Source organism: Lactobacillus sp. HMSC08B12 (assembly GCF_001808415.1).
Taxonomy (GTDB): Bacteria; Bacillota; Bacilli; order Lactobacillales; family Lactobacillaceae; genus Lactobacillus; species Lactobacillus delbrueckii.
This window is the reverse complement of the sequence record NZ_KV793196.1, coordinates 1-14,676: the sequence shown is the minus strand read 5'-3', so window position 1 is coordinate 14,676 and position 14,676 is coordinate 1. Positions and strand designations below refer to the sequence as shown.

Genomic DNA, 14,676 nt, shown 5'->3' with positions numbered 1-14,676 from the left:
ATTCTACCTATTTAATAATGATCTTCTCGCCGTCAGTTCTCTCACTCAAGTGGCCAACTTCAAAGACCTTTTCGCCACTTGCCAAAAGCAGCTGCTTGGCTTCTTCTTTCTTGTCAGCCGGTACTGCCAGGATCATCCCCAAACCCATGTTGAAGGTCTGCCAGCAGTCATCATCTGACAAATTGCCGACTTGCTTGAGGTAGTTGAAGATGTCCGGGACTTCCCAGCTGCCAGCGGCAATTTCTGCCCGCAAGCCGTCATTGAACATCCGCGGCACGTTTTCGATGAGGCCGCCCCCGGTAATGTGGGCCACGCCGTGAACCAGCCCTTGCTTGATCAAGGGCAGGACAGACTTGATGTAGATTCTGGTTGGAGCCAGCAGGCTTTCACCCACGCTCTTGCCCTTCAGTTCAGCTGGCTTGTCAGTCAGCTTGACATCATGGTCCTTAAAGAGGATCTTGCGGACCAATGAAAAGCCATTGGAGTGGACCCCACTTGAAGCCAGGCCCAAGAGAACGTCACCAGCTTGCGGAGTGTCAACTGACAAAAGGCGGTCTTTTTCCGCTACCCCAACTGTAAAGCCGGCCAGATCGTATTCGTCTGGGGCGTACATGTCAGGCATTTCTGCGGTTTCCCCGCCGATCAAGCTGGCCCCAGCCTGCTTGCAGCCTTCAGCCACGCCTTGGACAACTGAAGCCAGGAGGGCTGGATCGTTGTGCCCGCAGGCAATGTAGTCCAGGAAAAAGAGCGGTTCAGCCCCTTGAGCCAGGACGTCGTTAACGCACATGGCCACTACATCGATCCCAACGGTGTCATTCTTGTCCATCTTTTGGGCGATCATCAGCTTGGTGCCGACCCCGTCAGTCCCGGAAACCAGGACCGGGTGGTCATAGCCCAGGGAATCAAGGTCAAACAGACCGCCAAAGCCGCCAATATTGCCCACGTAGCCTGGCCGCTTGGTTGAGGCTACCGCCCCCTTGATCCGGCGCACCAGTTCATAGCCAGCATTAACGTCAACGCCTGCATCCTTATAGCGATTCACGATCATTCACCTCTGTTTTGCTTCTTTAAAATTTCTTCAACCGGTTCCACATTCAGCGGTTCCTTGATTTGTTCTTCGTAGTCGTACAAAGGAGTCGGGTACTTGCCGTCAAAGTAAGCAACCGTAAGGCCCCCGTTTGGCGCGTCACCGGTATCTGGCATGTCGACTGCCTTGATCAGGCTTGGAATGCTCAAAAAGCCCAGGCTGTCGGCCCCGATCAGCTTGCACATGTCGCTGACGCTGTACTTGGCCGCCATCAAGTCTTTTCTTTCAGAAATATCAATCCCGTAGAAGTGCGGGTATTTGAAAGGCGGAGAAGCAATCCGCATGTGGACGGACTTGGCCCCGGCTTCTTTCAGCATCTGCACGATATGCCGGGAAGTCGTCCCGCGGACGATTGAATCGTCAACGACCACGATATTTTTGCCGCTGACCACCCCGCGGACAGGAGCAAGCTTCATTTTAACCCCCTGCTCACGCAGAGCCTGGGTCGGCTGGATGAAGGTCCGGGCAATATATTGGTTCTTGATCAAGCCCATTTCATAAGGCAGGCCAGCTGCTTCAGCATAACCAGTCGCGGCTGAAAGTGAAGAGTTTGGCACCCCAATAACCATGTCCGCTTCTTCTGGAGCTGGCTGTTCCTTAGCCAGCAGTATCCCCATCCGCTTTCTGGCGGTGTGGATGTTAACCCCGTGGATAATGGAGTCTGGCCGGGCAAAGTAGATGTATTCCATTGAGCAGACGGCCAGCTGGGTTTCAGTCGTGTAGTGGTCAATATTGATCCCGTCTTTGTTGATGGTGATGAGTTCACCTGGCTGCACATCCCGGACCAGCTTGGCGTGTACCGCGTCAAGGGCGCAGGATTCGCTGGCTACGACATAGCTGCCGTTGTCCATTTGCCCTAAAACCAGGGGCCGGAAGCCGTTAGAGTCAAGGGCGGCATAGAGGGTGTCATTGGTCATCAAGAGGACGGCAAAGCCCCCTTTGACTTCGTTCAAGCTGGCCTTCAAGGCTTCGATAAAAGGCATACGGACCTTGCGGCGGATCAAGTGGATCAAGACTTCCGTGTCAGAGCTTGACTGAAAGACTGACCCGGAATCTTCCAGGCGCTTTTTCAGCGTCTTGGCATTGGTCAAGTTCCCGTTGTGGCAAAGGGCGATTTCCCCGTCCTGGAAGTGGAAGAGGAAGGGCTGGACATTGGCCAGGGAGTCTGAACCGGCAGTACCGTAGCGGACGTGGCCGATAGCCATGTTCCCTTTTAAAAAGTCCAGGTCAGCCGGGTTGGAGAAGACTTCTGACAAGAGACCCCGGTCACGGAACTGGCGGAGCTTCTGGCCATCGCTAGCCACGATCCCGGCCCCCTGCTGGCCCCGGTGCTGGAGGGCATGGAGACCAAAGTAGGTCACGTTGGCCGCGTCAGGGACATTGTAGATCCCGAAAACGCCGCATTCTTCATTTAATCCTTTGATTTCATAAGGCATGGCAGGGCTTCCTCCCAAATTTGCTTCAATTCCGCTACCGGCAAGTCGGCTGCTTGGTCCTTCAAGGTCAGCTTCAGGCTATCGCCAGCCGTTTGACCGATCTTGACCGCGTCAGCTGCCAAAGCTGCAGCAAATTCAGCTGAGTATTCGCTTGGCACGCTGACCAGGAAGCGGCCTGGAGTTTCGCTGAAGAGTTCGGCACTGGTCAAGTCGCAGGCAACTTCTGCCCCGATCCCGTGGCCAAAGCTGCTTTCAGCCAGACTGACAGCCAGGCCGCCTTCGCTTAAGTCGTGGGCGCTGGCCACGTGGCCGGCTTCCATTTGGGCCAAGAGGCGCTTCTGGTAGTCCTTAATGTGGTCTAAGTCCAAATCGTTCAAGGACCCGGAGATTTCCCCGGTCAGCATCTTTTGCAGTTCTGAGCCGGCGTAGTCCGCCCCGGTTTGGCCGACCAAGTAAAGGTCGTCGCCTTCTTCTTGGAAGCTGTCTCTGACCAGGTGGTCCAGGTTCTTGACCAGACCAACCATGCCGACCATTGGGGTTGGGTAGATGGACTTGCCGTCAGTTTCGTTGTAAAGGGAAACGTTACCGGAAACAACTGGAGTTTCTAAGACTTCGCAGGCCTTGGCAATCCCCATGACTGAGTGGTGGAGTTCCCAGAAGACTTCTGGTTCATTCGGGTTACCGAAGTTCAAGCAGTCAGTGATGGCCAGAGGTTCTGCCCCGCTGGCGATGATGTTGCCAGCTGCTTCAACAACGGCCCGCTTGCCCCCGATTTCCGGGTCCAGGTAGATGAAACGGCCGTTGCCGTCAGTGGTCATGGCAATCCCCTTGTGGGTGCCGCGAACCCTCAAAACACCGCTGTCTTCACCAGGCCCGACAACCGTGCTGGTTCTGACCATGGAGTCGTAGGTCTGGGTGAACATTCCCTTAGAAGCGATGGTTGGCTGGGCCAGCATCTGCTTGTAGGTCTTTGCCAAATCCGTAATCTCAGGTTCCCAGGCCGGCTTAGCCGCGTCATCGATCATGTGCTGCGGCTGCTTTTCTTCGCTTGGTTCTTCCAAGACGTCTTCAGTCAGACTGGTTACCGGGATATCGCAGACAACTTCGCCATGGTGGCGCAAAACGTAGTTGTGACCGCTGGTAATCCGGCCGATAACAACGGCGTCAAGGTCGTAGAAGTCAAAAATCTTCTTGACGTCTTCTTCGTGGCCCTTCTTAACGCAAAGCAGCATTCTTTCCTGGGATTCACTCAGCATGATTTCGTAGGCTGACATCCCGCTTTCTCTTTGCGGTACCAGGTCCAGGTTCAGTTCCATGCCGGACTTGCCTTCTGAAGCCATTTCTGAACTTGAGGAAACGATCCCGGCTGCCCCCATGTCCTGGATGCCGACCAGCCAGTCAGCGTGCTTTTGGGTCAATTCCAGGCAGGCTTCAAGCAGCAGCTTTTCCATGAAGGGGTCACCAACTTGGACAGCTGAGCGTTGGCTTTCGTGTTCTGAGTCAAAGGAGTGAGAAGCAAAGGTTGCCCCGTGGATCCCGTCACGGCCAGTCTTGGCCCCGACGTACATTACGGCATTGCCTTCACCTTGGGCCAGGCCCTTTTGCATGTCCTTAACGTCCAAAAGGCCGACGCTCATGGCGTTCATGACTGGGTTGCCCTTGTAGATGTCGTCAAAAGTGAGTTCGCCGCCAACAGTTGGGATCCCCATGCAGTTGCCGTAGCCACCGATGCCGGCGACAGTTTCGTTTAAAAGCCAGCGGGTGTGGGCGTCATCTAATTCACCAAAGTGCAGAGAGTCCAAAGTAGCAACTGGCCGGGCCCCCATGCTGAAGACGTCACGCAGGATCCCGCCGACACCAGTAGCTGCCCCTTGGTAAGGTTCAACAGCAGTTGGGTGGTTGTGGCTTTCAGCCTTGAAAACGACAGCTTGGCCGTCACCGATGTCAACAACCCCTGCCCCTTCACCAGGCCCTTGCAAAATGCGGGGACCCTTGGTTGGGAAAAGACGGAGAACCGGCTTAGACTTCTTGTATGAGCAGTGTTCGCTCCACATGGCTGAGAAAAGGCCGGTTTCAGTGTAGTTTGGCAGGCGGTGCAAAAGCTTGTCACAGATGTAGTCGTATTCTTCTTCAGACAAGCTCCAATCGAGATAAGGCTTCTTTTCTTTGATTTCTTCTGGAGTCATTTCCTGCATCATTACGCTTTTACCTCCGCGTGGTCCAAAATTGACTTAAACAGGCGCAAACCGTCGGTGTTGCCCAAGAGGGCTTCGACTGCCCGTTCCGGGTGAGGCATCATCCCTAAGACATTGCCTCTTTCGTTGGTGATCCCGGCAATATTGTTCAAAGAGCCGTTCGGGTTTTCCTTTGAATAGCGGAAAACGACCTGGCCATTGTCTTCGATCTTCTGCAAGGTTTCCGGGTCGGCGTAGAAGGAGCCGTCAGCGTGCGCGATCGGCAGGTTGATCTTCTCACCCTTTTGGTATTCAGAAGTAAAGATGGTGTCGTTGTTGGCTACTTCCAATTCAACCATCTTGCAGACAAACTTCAAAGAGTCATTTCTCTTCAAAGCGCCTGGCAAAAGGCCAGCTTCGGTCAAGATCTGGAAGCCGTTGCAGGTCCCGAAGACCGGCTTGCCGGCCTTGGCCATTTCGACAATAGCGGGCATGATATTGGTAAAGCGGGCAATAGCGCCGGCTCTCAGGTAGTCCCCGTATGAGAAGCCACCTGGCAGCATGACAGCGTCAAAGCCGTCCAGGCTGCTTTCCTTGGAAGGAACGTAGGCCACGTCAGCTCCACAAACCGTGTGCAAGGCTTCGTAGAGGTCGATGTCGCAGTTGGAGCCCGGGAATTGGATTACCGCAAACTTCATTATTTTTCCTCCAAGATCTTGTAGCTGTAGGTTTCCATGTTGAAGTTGACCAGCAGCTCTTCAGAAATTTCCTTGACAGTTTCTGCTACAGGCTTGTCTCCTTCTTCAATAGTTACATCGAAGAACTTGCCGACCTTGACGCCCTTGACTTCATCGTGGCCCAAAGAGTGAATTGAGTTGGTGATGGCTTCACCTTGCGGGTCGAAAACTGATTGCTTGTAAGTAACGTAAATCCGTACAGTAGTCATTTGCTTAATCCTCCTTGGCCAAAGCATCCTTCAAACGGGCCAAAACTCTTTCGTAAACATCGATTAGGTTGCCGATTTGCCGGCGGTAAACGTCCTTATCCATGTGGTCCTTGGTTTCCATATCCCACAGGCGGCAGTTGTCTGGTGAGAATTCGTCAGCCAGGACGACTTCACCGTTTGGCAGGGTCCCGAATTCAACCTTGAAATCAACCAGCAGCATGCCGGCGTCGGCAAAGAGCTTGGTCAAAAGCTGGTTGACCTGGCGGGAGATTTCCCAGATCTGTTCATGTTCTTCATGAGTCAGCAAGTGGAAGGCAATGGCGTCTGATTCATTCATCAGCGGGTCGTGCAGGGCGTCGCTCTTCATGAATAGTTCTTCAACTGGAGTGTCCAGCTTCTCGCCTTCTTCTTTCAAGCCATAACGCTTGCAGAATGATCCAGCCGCGATATTCCGAGTAACAACTTCCAGGTCGATCATCTTGACCTTCTTGACCAATTGTTCGTTTTTAGACAAGCGCTTGATAAAGTGCGTCTTCACCCCATGCTTCATCAAATATTCGAAAACCAGGCTAGAAATTTCCGCGTCAAGTTCACCCTTGTTTTGGAAGACATCGTGCTTCAAGCCGTCCAAAGCGGTAGCATCGTCCTTGTAAACAGCGCGGAGCACTTCTGGATCGTCAGTGGTCCACATTTCCTTAGTCTTACCCTGATAAAGCAATTCTGCCATTTTTTACCCTCCGATTAACACAAACTATAATAATGTAAACAGGAATTACTATTCGTAATTTCTTTCTTGAACTAAGAATAACAACTTAAAGGATAACAACTTAAAAAAGTTTGGTCAAGAGATTATCGAATATTTTTTAGCTATCACTCCTCTTACAATCGGATATTCCTTCATCATTTTTGGACAAAAACTTTAACAAGCAAAAATCAAGGGATAAAAACCGAACAAAAAGCGGCTCATTTTATGAGTCGCTTTTAATTATCTAGATTTCTCTATCCTTTTATATATTGGCAATAGCATTGAAAATCATTGCCTTTTTACACTTATTCCAAACCTAGGCGCTTGTAGATGTCGTCAACGTGGCGCAGGTGCCAGTGGTAGTCGAAGGCATCGTCAAGATCAGCCTTAGTCAGTTGCTTTTGAATGGTTGGGTCTGCTTCAAGGAGAGGCCGGAATGGAACTTGTTCAGCCCAGCACTTGGCCGTGTATGGCTGGATCAAGTCGTAGGCAGCTTCCCGGCTCATGCCGCTTTCAACCAGCTTGAGCAGAACGCGGCCGGAGTAGATCAAGCCCAAAGTCTTGTCCATGTTCTTCTTCATGGTTTCCGGGAAGACGTCCAGGTTGGCCAGGATCTTGCCCATCCGGTTGAGCATGTAGTCAAGACCGATGGTGCTGTCTGGCAGGATTACCCGTTCAGCACCTGAGTGGGAGATGTCTCTTTCGTGCCACAGGGTTACATCTTCGTAGGCAGTTACGACATTGCCGCGGAGAACTCTGGCCATCCCGCAGATGTTTTCTGAACCGATCGGGTTGCGCTTGTGCGGCATAGCGGAAGAACCCTTTTGCCCTTTGGCGAAGTGTTCTTCAACTTCGTGGATTTCCGTTCTTTGCAAAGAACGGATTTCCGTAGCGATGTTTTCCAAAGAAGTTGCAACCAGGGCGATGGCAGCAATGTATTCAGCGTGCAGGTCACGTGGCAGGACTTGGGTTGAAATTTCCTGGGCGTGCAGACCCAGCTTCTTGCAGACATATGCTTCTACTTCTGGGTCAACTTCAGCGAAAGTCCCGACGGCACCGGAAATCTTGCCGGCTTCCACTCCGCGGGCAGCATGTTCAAAGCGTTCCTGGTTCCGCTTCATTTCTGAGTACCAGCGGGCGAACTTCAAGCCGAAAGTAGTTGGTTCAGCGTGAATGCCGTGGGTGCGGCCCATGCAGACCGTATCCTTGAATTCAAGGGCCCGCTTGGCCAGGATGTCGATGAAGTCCTGGATGTCCTTGCGAAGGATGTCGTTAGCCTGCTTCAATTGGTAGCCCTGGGCAGTGTCAACCACGTCAGTACTGGTCAAGCCGTAGTGCACCCACTTCTTTTCCGGCCCCAATGATTCAGAAATGGTCCGGGTGAAGGCAATAACGTCGTGGTGAGTCACGGCTTCAATTTCGTTGATGCGGTCAACGCTGAACTTGGCGTTCTGCTTAATCTTTTCCACGTCTTCTGCCGGAATGTGGCCAAGCTTGGACCAGGCTTCATCAGCAGCGATTTCTACTGCCAACCAGCATTCATACTTCTTTTCATCAGTCCAAATGGCACCCATTTCTGGTCGGGTATAGCGTTCAATCATTTATTTTCCACCTTTAAAAAATCGACAATAATCTGCTTTTTAATTATACATCCCAAACTTTTGTCGCGGCAATCTCGGCCAAAGTCTTGTCGACATCATCAGTCAGGATCGTCACGTGCCCCATCTTCCGGTCTCTACGGACCTCGCCCTTGCCATAGTCATGGAAGGACCACTGCGGCTTTTCGGCGATCAGCTTTTCCGTGCCGGCCACGTGCTGGCCTAATACATTGACCATGACGACCGGGCTGAGCAGCTTGATCTTTGGCAAAGGCCAGTTGCAGATAGCCCGGTTGTGGACGGCAAACTGGGAGAAGTTGCAGGCTTCAATTGAGTAGTGGCCGGAATTGTGGGGCCGGGGAGCAAGTTCGTTGATGACAATTTTGTCATCTTTAGTAACGAACATTTCTACGCCTAAGATCCCCTTTAGGTCAATGGCTTCAGCGATCTTAACGGCAGCCTCCTGGGCCATTTGGGCCAAGTCCGGGGAAATCCGGGCCGGGACGATACTTTCATGCAGGATTTCGCCCTGGTTGATGTTTTCGCTGACCGGGAAGACCGTGACTTGGCCATCAGAGTTGCGGCCAATCATGACGGAGGCTTCCATACGGAAGTCGACAAATTTTTCCAAAATGCAGTCACCGCAAGCCAAGACATCAGCAGTCTTGTCCAAGTCGGCAGCTGCTTTTAAAACAACCTGGCCCTTGCCGTCATAGCCGCCTTCACAGGTCTTCAAAACGGCTGGCAGGCCCAAGTCACTGACGGCTTCTTCCAGGTCAGCCCGGTTCTTGACCGCTCTGAACTTGGCCACTTCACAGCCGGCACTTTGGATAAAAGTCTTTTCCCGGATCCGGTTGTTGGTCGTGTATAGAAGCTTGGTCCCTTGCGGAATAAAGACCTGGTCCTTGACGCTCTCCAGGGCATCCAGGTCCACGTTTTCAAATTCGTAGGTCAAGACATCGCTTCTAGAGGCCAGTTCATGGATGGCGTCGATATCACTGTATTCAGCCACGATCTGGTCATCTGCGGCTTGGCCGGCCGGGCAAGCCGGAGTTGGGTCCAGGATGATGACCTTCATTCCGCTGGCCTTGGCATCAAAAGCCAGCATTTGCCCTAATTGCCCCCCGCCAATGATGCCGATCGTTTGGCCGGGCTTGATTTTAATAGACAAGGTCTGCACTGCTTTCTTTGGCTTGGTCGTGCATTTCCTTGCGGTAGTCCACGATCTTTTGCTGGAGTTCTTTATCTTCGATGCCTAAGATCTGCATGGCTAAAAGAGCCGCGTTCTTGGCGCCGGCCGGGCCGATGGCAGTCGTCGCTACAGGGATGCCGGCTGGCATTTGCACGATGGAAAGAAGGGAGTCCATCCCGCCTAAAGCGCTGGTCTTGGCTGGGCAGCCAATTACCGGCAAGGGAGTGTTGGCAGCGATCATGCCTGGCAGGTGGGCTGCCCCACCAGCGCCGGCAATGATCACCTTAGTACCGTTTTTCGCTGCTTTTTGGGCAAAAGCGAACATTTCCTCCGGCATTCTGTGCGCTGAAATAACCTGCTTGTCGTAGTCAACCCCGAAATTGTCGAGCAGCTTGCAAGCTTCCTGCATATAGCCCCAGTCTGACTTGGAGCCCATTACAACACTGATTCTACTAGTCACGATTATTCCTCCTGTCTACTTTCTCTTAGGATAACAGAAAACGGGACTTTTTTAAAGAGAAAGATGAACCATTACTTGTGAATGCGGTTATATCATTCGTTTTTAATTAAAAAATCGTAAGAAAAAGACCACCATGTGGTGATCTTAAATGCCATAAAATCAATCTTTCTTTTCTGCCCGCCAGTAATGCTGGCCATAAGGGTCCCGCCCCAAGCGGCCAGTGTCAACCAAGTAGCGGCGCAAAATCGCGTAGTCGTCATAGACTGCCGCCAAAACTTCATTGACTTCCTTTTCAGAATAGTCCCGGCCAAATTCAAAGCGGTCGATTAGCGCTTCAAACAAGGCCTCTTTCGCCTTTTGCTTGCGGGGAATGACCTGTAGGCGGCCGTCCTTGAAGAATCCTGTAATATCCGTTTAAATTTCCTCAACTTCCAACTTCTTACTCTACCAGCTTGGTCTTTTTCCTCTTGCCCTTGCCAGCCCCTTCTTTAATTTCATTCTTCCTATACCCACAATCATTAGACTCAACTACTTTGTAATATGATTCACTTTCAAAGTTTCCGTTGGATGATTCAAGTTGACGTAGAGTTCGGCCTTGTAGCTGCTCAAACCTTCAAATTCCCGGGGTCTAGTGTGAAACTTGTAGCGGTTCAAAAGCTTGCCGGCATCTGTTTTGCCATCTAAGCCTGCCCCGATCTTAAAGAGGTAATCGTTAAAGGCAATATAGTAAACGTCATAGGCACTGTTCCAGACAAAGCCCTGGACTTCAGCGGAATTGCTGATGAGGTCGCTGCCAGTTGCCCCAACTTCCTTGGCCTTGAAGCTGTCACCGTTTCTGCTGATCTTCCAGTATTCATAGCGGTGCTTAGAAGCATTGTGGAAGAGGGCAAGCAAGGTGTTGTCGTCAATTACGTCCGCGTTGAGGAAAATCCGCGGATACTTGGCTGACCCGTTCCAAACCTTGAAGGTCCAGATCTTGTCAATTTCCATGGTGGATTTCTTGACCCGGATCAGTTCCTGGGAGTTGGACCAGTTGTTGGACCGGTTCCAGTTGGCCAAAACGTAAACATACTTCTTGGTGCTGCCGACTGACTGGCCATGGCCCAGCTTCATGTATGGGCTGACCTTGATGTTCTTGATATAGCTTAGCCAGGTGTTGAAGCTCAGCATCTTGCTTGGAATCAGCTGCCAGTTATACTCCTTGACCTTCCGCATATTATAGTAGACCATATGCCCCCGGGCTTCCCAGTTGTCTGCCTGGCCTAAGTCAAGGTTGCTGGTCACCAGGTCATTGTCATAAAAATCAATCCCTTGAACGGCGCTTGACACCTTGGCCTCCAGGTTGCTTGAACCTGGCGCGCTCAAAACTGCCGGATGATAGAAGATGGTTTCAATATCCGCGCCTTTAGCGTTGCCAGACATGTTGGTCGCCCAGTACTTGTGGGAGCTGGCCCTGTCTCTGGCCGACTTGGTCGCCCAGTGCTTGTGGGAGCTGGCCCTGTCTCTGGCCGACCAGGTCTCAATCTTTGGCAAATCAGTTTTCACCGGCGTTACACCAGCCGAGCTGATCCCTTCTTTGGCATCCCCGCGTACCGTCAGCTTGCTGGTCGCCTTGGCCTTGCCGTACTTGAAGGTCAAAACCGCCGTCCCGGCCTTGCGGCTGGATACATAGCCAGTATCAGAAATATTCAATTTAGCAGACTTGCAGCTGATCTCAACTGAATCATTGTCAACCAGACTGCCGTGCTGGTCAGTCACGTAGTTAATCGCGTCTTCGGCATTAAAGCCAACTGAATCATACTGGTTGTTGACCAGGCTGACCTGGGAAACCACATTAGCTTTCGAGAGGACAAAAGCCTTCTCATTCACGTAGCCGACTGGCCGGCCGTTAACGTAGATGTAGTAGTAGCGCTTGCCATCTTTAACCTTGTATGACTTGGACTGGACGTGGGCGTATCTGAAGTCAGCCGAGACCGTCAATTTCTTGCCGAACTTCCACTTCTTCTTCACGTTCTTGTAGGCCGTCTTAGTCACCCACTTGTACTTGACCTGCTTAACCGTCTTGTACTTGGTCTTGCCCTTCTTACTCTTCTTCTTGACGGCGACCTTCTTCTTGACCGTGTACTTCTTCTTTTCCTTGGTCTTTGTCTTGACCTTCTTAGTTACCTCTTCCAGCCTGAGCGAAGAATAGACCTGGTAGCTCTTGTTACCCATGATCTTGGTCACAAGATCGGTCTTCGTGCTCTTACTATAGTCTTTGCTGCTTGCTTGCACCTGACTGGCCAGGCCGGCCATCAGTGCCGCACTGGTCATCATGCCCAGGGCAAAACGTCTCATCAAACTCTTCCCTTCACTTCTAAAAATACAAAACTCATAAATCTACGGTTCTTAACAAAAAGCACCCAGATAATTTACACTTTTATCACGAAATGCCTTTTCATACTTTACCACAGTTTTCGGGCACTATTTCATTTGTAACAGATTTGTTAACTCATTTTAGGAAATATTGCTTTTGCAAAAATCAGTCAAAAACCAAAGAGAGCTTGTCCCCTTCCAGCTGCAGCTTGGCTGAATACCGCTGCCCGCTCTTTTTAGAGACAAAACCGTCCAGCTTGTCAGTCTTGCCCTTGCTGATCAAGGTCTTCACAATCCGCTTGCCCATATTCTTGCCGGCAAACTTCTTGGGCAAGGTGAAATGGCAGCCGCCCCGGTAATTACTGCAGCCGTAAAACTTGCCCTTGTCAGTAATTTCCCCTTGCTTGCAGACCGGGCAGGGGCCGATTGCCGCGGTTTTGGCTTGCCGGGTCTGGGCTTCTTCCTGCAAGCCCTGATCAACCTGGATCTTGCCTGGCACTTCTGTAATCATCTTTGAAATGAATTTCTTGATCTGCCCTAAAAAGTTATCCTGGCTCCGCTCTTTGGCCCCGACTTGCTTTAAGGCCTTTTCCCACTGGGCCGTCATCTGCGCGCTGACTAAGAGTGGCTCAGCTTCCGCCGCCTTGCAGAGGATGGTCCCTTCCGGGGTAACCGACAATTTGTTTTGCCGGCTTTGCATGTAGCCCCGCTTCTTCAAGATTTCGATGGTGCTGGCCCGGGTAGCTTCCGTCCCGATCCCTTCAACGTCCTTTAAAATAGCCTGGGCGTCTTCATCGTCCAGGGTCTTGCCGGCCGTCTTCATGGCCGTGATCAAGCTCCCTTCCGTAAACTTGGCCGGAGGCTTGGTCTCTTCTTCTTGCTCTTTCAATTTCGCCGTCAGTTCCTGGCCGACTTCCAGGGGCGGCAGCTGGGCATCTTTAACCGGCCCTTCCAGAATCTTCCAGCCCAGGTTTACGCTGACATTGCCGCTGGCTTTAAAAGTCAATTGGCCGACATTAATCAAAGCCGTGGTCTTCTCATAGACATAGGCCTTTAAAAACATCTCCAAAGTTCGCCGCAAGACCAGGTCATAGACCTGCCCTTCCAGCTTGGGCATTTTGCCCATTTGTGCCTGGCTGGGCACGGTCTTGGTCATGATGATGGCGTGGTGCTCCTGGACCTTGCCGGAGTCGACATAGCGCTTCTCCGCCTTTAAGGGCTTCATTTGCTCTTTGACTTCTGCAGAATTTGGCAACAGCCCCTGGTAGCGGTCCAGGTTCTGGGCCAGGTAGGCATACTCATTGTCCGTAATATAATTGCAGTCTGTCCGCGGATAGCTTAAAAACTTATTTTCATACAAATTCTGCACAGCCTGTAAAACCTGGCTGGCTGAAGCATGGTAGCGGCGGTTGGCTTCCGTCTGCAGGCTGGACAAGGAGAAGAGGCGGGGGCTGGCCAGGCTCTTTTGCTCCTTGTCCACCTTGGCCACCCGGCCAGTCTGCTTGCCCAGACTCCCGCCTTTAGCCAGTAAAAACTGCTCCAGTTCTGCCGGACTCTTGAATTTCGTTTCCGGCAGCAAGCGGCCGGTAAATTTCTTTCTTCCCTGCCAAAAATCGGCCATGAGCAGCCAGTACTTCTCCGGCTTAAAATTAGCAATCTCCTGATCACGCTTATAGACCATGTACAAAGTTGGCGTCTGCACCCGACCGATTGAATAGGTCCCCTTGACCCCCTGCTTTCTTAACAGCAAGGTAAATAAGGGACTGCCGTTCATCCCGACCAGCCAGTCACTGATCTGCCGGGTCTGGGCTTCCTTATAGCGGTAGTAGTAGTCCTTACCCGGCCGCAAGTTCTGGAAGCCTTCCCTGATCGCGGCTTTTTCCAGTGAATTGATCCAGAGGCGGAAAAGGCGCTTCTGTTTCAAATCGATCCCCGCCTGCCGCATGATGGACCAGGCGATGTTTTCCCCTTCCCGGTCACTGTCCGTGGCAATCACGATCGTATCTGCCCGCTTGAGCAAATTAGCGACAATATTGAACTGCTTCTTCTTGTCCCGGGGAACCAGGTACTTGTACTGGTCGGGAAAAATCGGCAGCTTCTTTAAAGACCAGCGCTTGTAGCTGGCGTCATAGGCTTCCGGCAGGGCCATTTCCACTAAATGGCCAAAACCATAAGTGATCACCGTGTCTGCCGGCAAGATCGGGTCCGCCACCTTAATCTGCCCCTCCCCCTTCTGGCTCTGGGTAAAAGCGGCCGCGTATGCCCGGGCCTGGCTGGGCTTCTCTGCTAAAATTACCGTCGTCATTACATTTCCTGCCTTGCGTTAAAAATCCCGAGCAAATAAAAAGGCCCCGGCCAAGTGGCCAGGATTGCTCGAACAAACGTTTAATATTTATTCCATTATAGTTTACTTTTGCCGGCTTGGCAAATTTTCTGCGGATATAACAAAAAAATCACCGAGGCAAGCCTCAGTGATTTCTCTGGTTGCAATCATGATTCGGGTGAGATTCGAACTCACGACCCACGGTTTAGAAGACCGTTGCTCTATCCAGCTGAGCTACCGAACCGTTATACTCCGACGCAACAAATTAAGTATATTAGACCAGGGATAAATTGTCAAACACATTTCAGAAAAAAAGTTGCTTTTTTTCTTGGTCGCCGATTGTAAAATTAAACTGAACAC

The 14,676-nt window shown here is 51.6% G+C and carries 12 protein-coding genes and 1 tRNA gene; all 13 read right to left on the bottom strand.

All coding sequences use genetic code 11. The annotated features are described in order from the left end of the window. Nucleotides 1-7: 7 nt before the first annotated feature. Nucleotides 8-1,042: a phosphoribosylformylglycinamidine cyclo-ligase gene (gene purM / locus HMPREF3168_RS07915; RefSeq protein WP_070489536.1), complete on the bottom strand. Its 1,035-nt coding sequence runs from the start codon at nt 1,040-1,042 to the stop codon at nt 8-10. 2 nt (nt 1,043-1,044) lie between these two features. Beyond that, nucleotides 1,045-2,523 (bottom strand): amidophosphoribosyltransferase, encoded by a 1,479-nt coding sequence (gene purF, locus HMPREF3168_RS07910; protein WP_003615543.1) that lies wholly within the window; start codon nt 2,521-2,523, stop codon nt 1,045-1,047. Continuing rightward, nucleotides 2,499-4,721, bottom strand: a complete 2,223-nt coding sequence (gene purL / locus HMPREF3168_RS07905; RefSeq protein ID WP_035162012.1) for a phosphoribosylformylglycinamidine synthase subunit PurL — start codon at nt 4,719-4,721, stop codon at nt 2,499-2,501. The genes purF and purL overlap by 25 nt, the downstream gene beginning before the upstream one ends. After that, nucleotides 4,721-5,395, bottom strand: a complete 675-nt coding sequence (gene purQ / locus HMPREF3168_RS07900; RefSeq protein WP_070489488.1) for a phosphoribosylformylglycinamidine synthase subunit PurQ — start codon at nt 5,393-5,395, stop codon at nt 4,721-4,723. Before purQ ends, purL begins: the two co-directional genes overlap by 1 nt. Further along, nucleotides 5,395-5,643 (bottom strand): phosphoribosylformylglycinamidine synthase subunit PurS, encoded by a 249-nt coding sequence (gene purS / locus HMPREF3168_RS07895; protein WP_003615547.1) that lies wholly within the window; start codon nt 5,641-5,643, stop codon nt 5,395-5,397. Before purS ends, purQ begins: the two co-directional genes overlap by 1 nt. A 4-nt stretch (nt 5,644-5,647) precedes the next feature. Further along, nucleotides 5,648-6,370 carry a phosphoribosylaminoimidazolesuccinocarboxamide synthase gene (gene purC / locus HMPREF3168_RS07890; RefSeq protein WP_003615550.1) on the bottom strand — a complete coding sequence of 241 codons (723 nt, stop codon included), beginning with the start codon at nt 6,368-6,370 and terminating at the stop codon, nt 5,648-5,650. A gap of 323 nt (nt 6,371-6,693) precedes the next feature. Further along, nucleotides 6,694-7,989 (bottom strand): adenylosuccinate lyase, encoded by a 1,296-nt coding sequence (gene purB, locus HMPREF3168_RS07885; protein ID WP_011544054.1) that lies wholly within the window; start codon nt 7,987-7,989, stop codon nt 6,694-6,696. 43 nt (nt 7,990-8,032) lie between these two features. Next, entirely contained in the window at nt 8,033-9,157 is a 1,125-nt protein-coding gene (purK, locus tag HMPREF3168_RS07880; RefSeq protein WP_016396430.1) for a 5-(carboxyamino)imidazole ribonucleotide synthase, read from the bottom strand. Further along, nucleotides 9,147-9,614, bottom strand: a complete 468-nt coding sequence (gene purE, locus HMPREF3168_RS07875) for a 5-(carboxyamino)imidazole ribonucleotide mutase (protein ID WP_016396429.1) — start codon at nt 9,612-9,614, stop codon at nt 9,147-9,149. Before purE ends, purK begins: the two co-directional genes overlap by 11 nt. A gap of 183 nt (nt 9,615-9,797) precedes the next feature. Further along, entirely contained in the window at nt 9,798-10,046 is a 249-nt protein-coding gene (locus tag HMPREF3168_RS07870) for a DUF2087 domain-containing protein (RefSeq protein WP_035170816.1), read from the bottom strand. A gap of 120 nt (nt 10,047-10,166) precedes the next feature. Next, nucleotides 10,167-11,975 carry a hypothetical protein gene (locus HMPREF3168_RS07865; RefSeq protein ID WP_070489486.1) on the bottom strand — a complete coding sequence of 603 codons (1,809 nt, stop codon included), beginning with the start codon at nt 11,973-11,975 and terminating at the stop codon, nt 10,167-10,169. Between the two features lie 184 nt (nt 11,976-12,159). Next, a complete protein-coding gene (locus HMPREF3168_RS07860; RefSeq protein ID WP_016396426.1) occupies nt 12,160-14,298 on the bottom strand; it encodes a type IA DNA topoisomerase in 2,139 nt (712 codons plus the stop codon). A 188-nt stretch (nt 14,299-14,486) separates the two neighbouring features. Further along, nucleotides 14,487-14,560, bottom strand: a tRNA-Arg gene (locus HMPREF3168_RS07855). Nucleotides 14,561-14,676: the final 116 nt, after the last annotated feature.

Coding starts and splice junctions, on each gene's coding strand:
- purF (WP_003615543.1), bottom strand. CDS start 2,523: ATGCCTTATGAAATCAAAGGATTAAATGAAGAATGCGGCGTTTTCGGG.
- purL (WP_035162012.1), bottom strand. CDS start 4,721: ATGATGCAGGAAATGACTCCAGAAGAAATCAAAGAAAAGAAGCCTTAT.
- purQ (WP_070489488.1), bottom strand. CDS start 5,395: ATGAAGTTTGCGGTAATCCAATTCCCGGGCTCCAACTGCGACATCGAC.
- purS (WP_003615547.1), bottom strand. CDS start 5,643: ATGACTACTGTACGGATTTACGTTACTTACAAGCAATCAGTTTTCGAC.
- purC (WP_003615550.1), bottom strand. CDS start 6,370: ATGGCAGAATTGCTTTATCAGGGTAAGACTAAGGAAATGTGGACCACT.
- purB (WP_011544054.1), bottom strand. CDS start 7,989: ATGATTGAACGCTATACCCGACCAGAAATGGGTGCCATTTGGACTGAT.
- purE (WP_016396429.1), bottom strand. CDS start 9,614: ATGGGCTCCAAGTCAGACTGGGGCTATATGCAGGAAGCTTGCAAGCTG.
- HMPREF3168_RS07865 (WP_070489486.1), bottom strand. CDS start 11,975: ATGAGACGTTTTGCCCTGGGCATGATGACCAGTGCGGCACTGATGGCC.
- HMPREF3168_RS07860 (WP_016396426.1), bottom strand. CDS start 14,298: ATGACGACGGTAATTTTAGCAGAGAAGCCCAGCCAGGCCCGGGCATAC.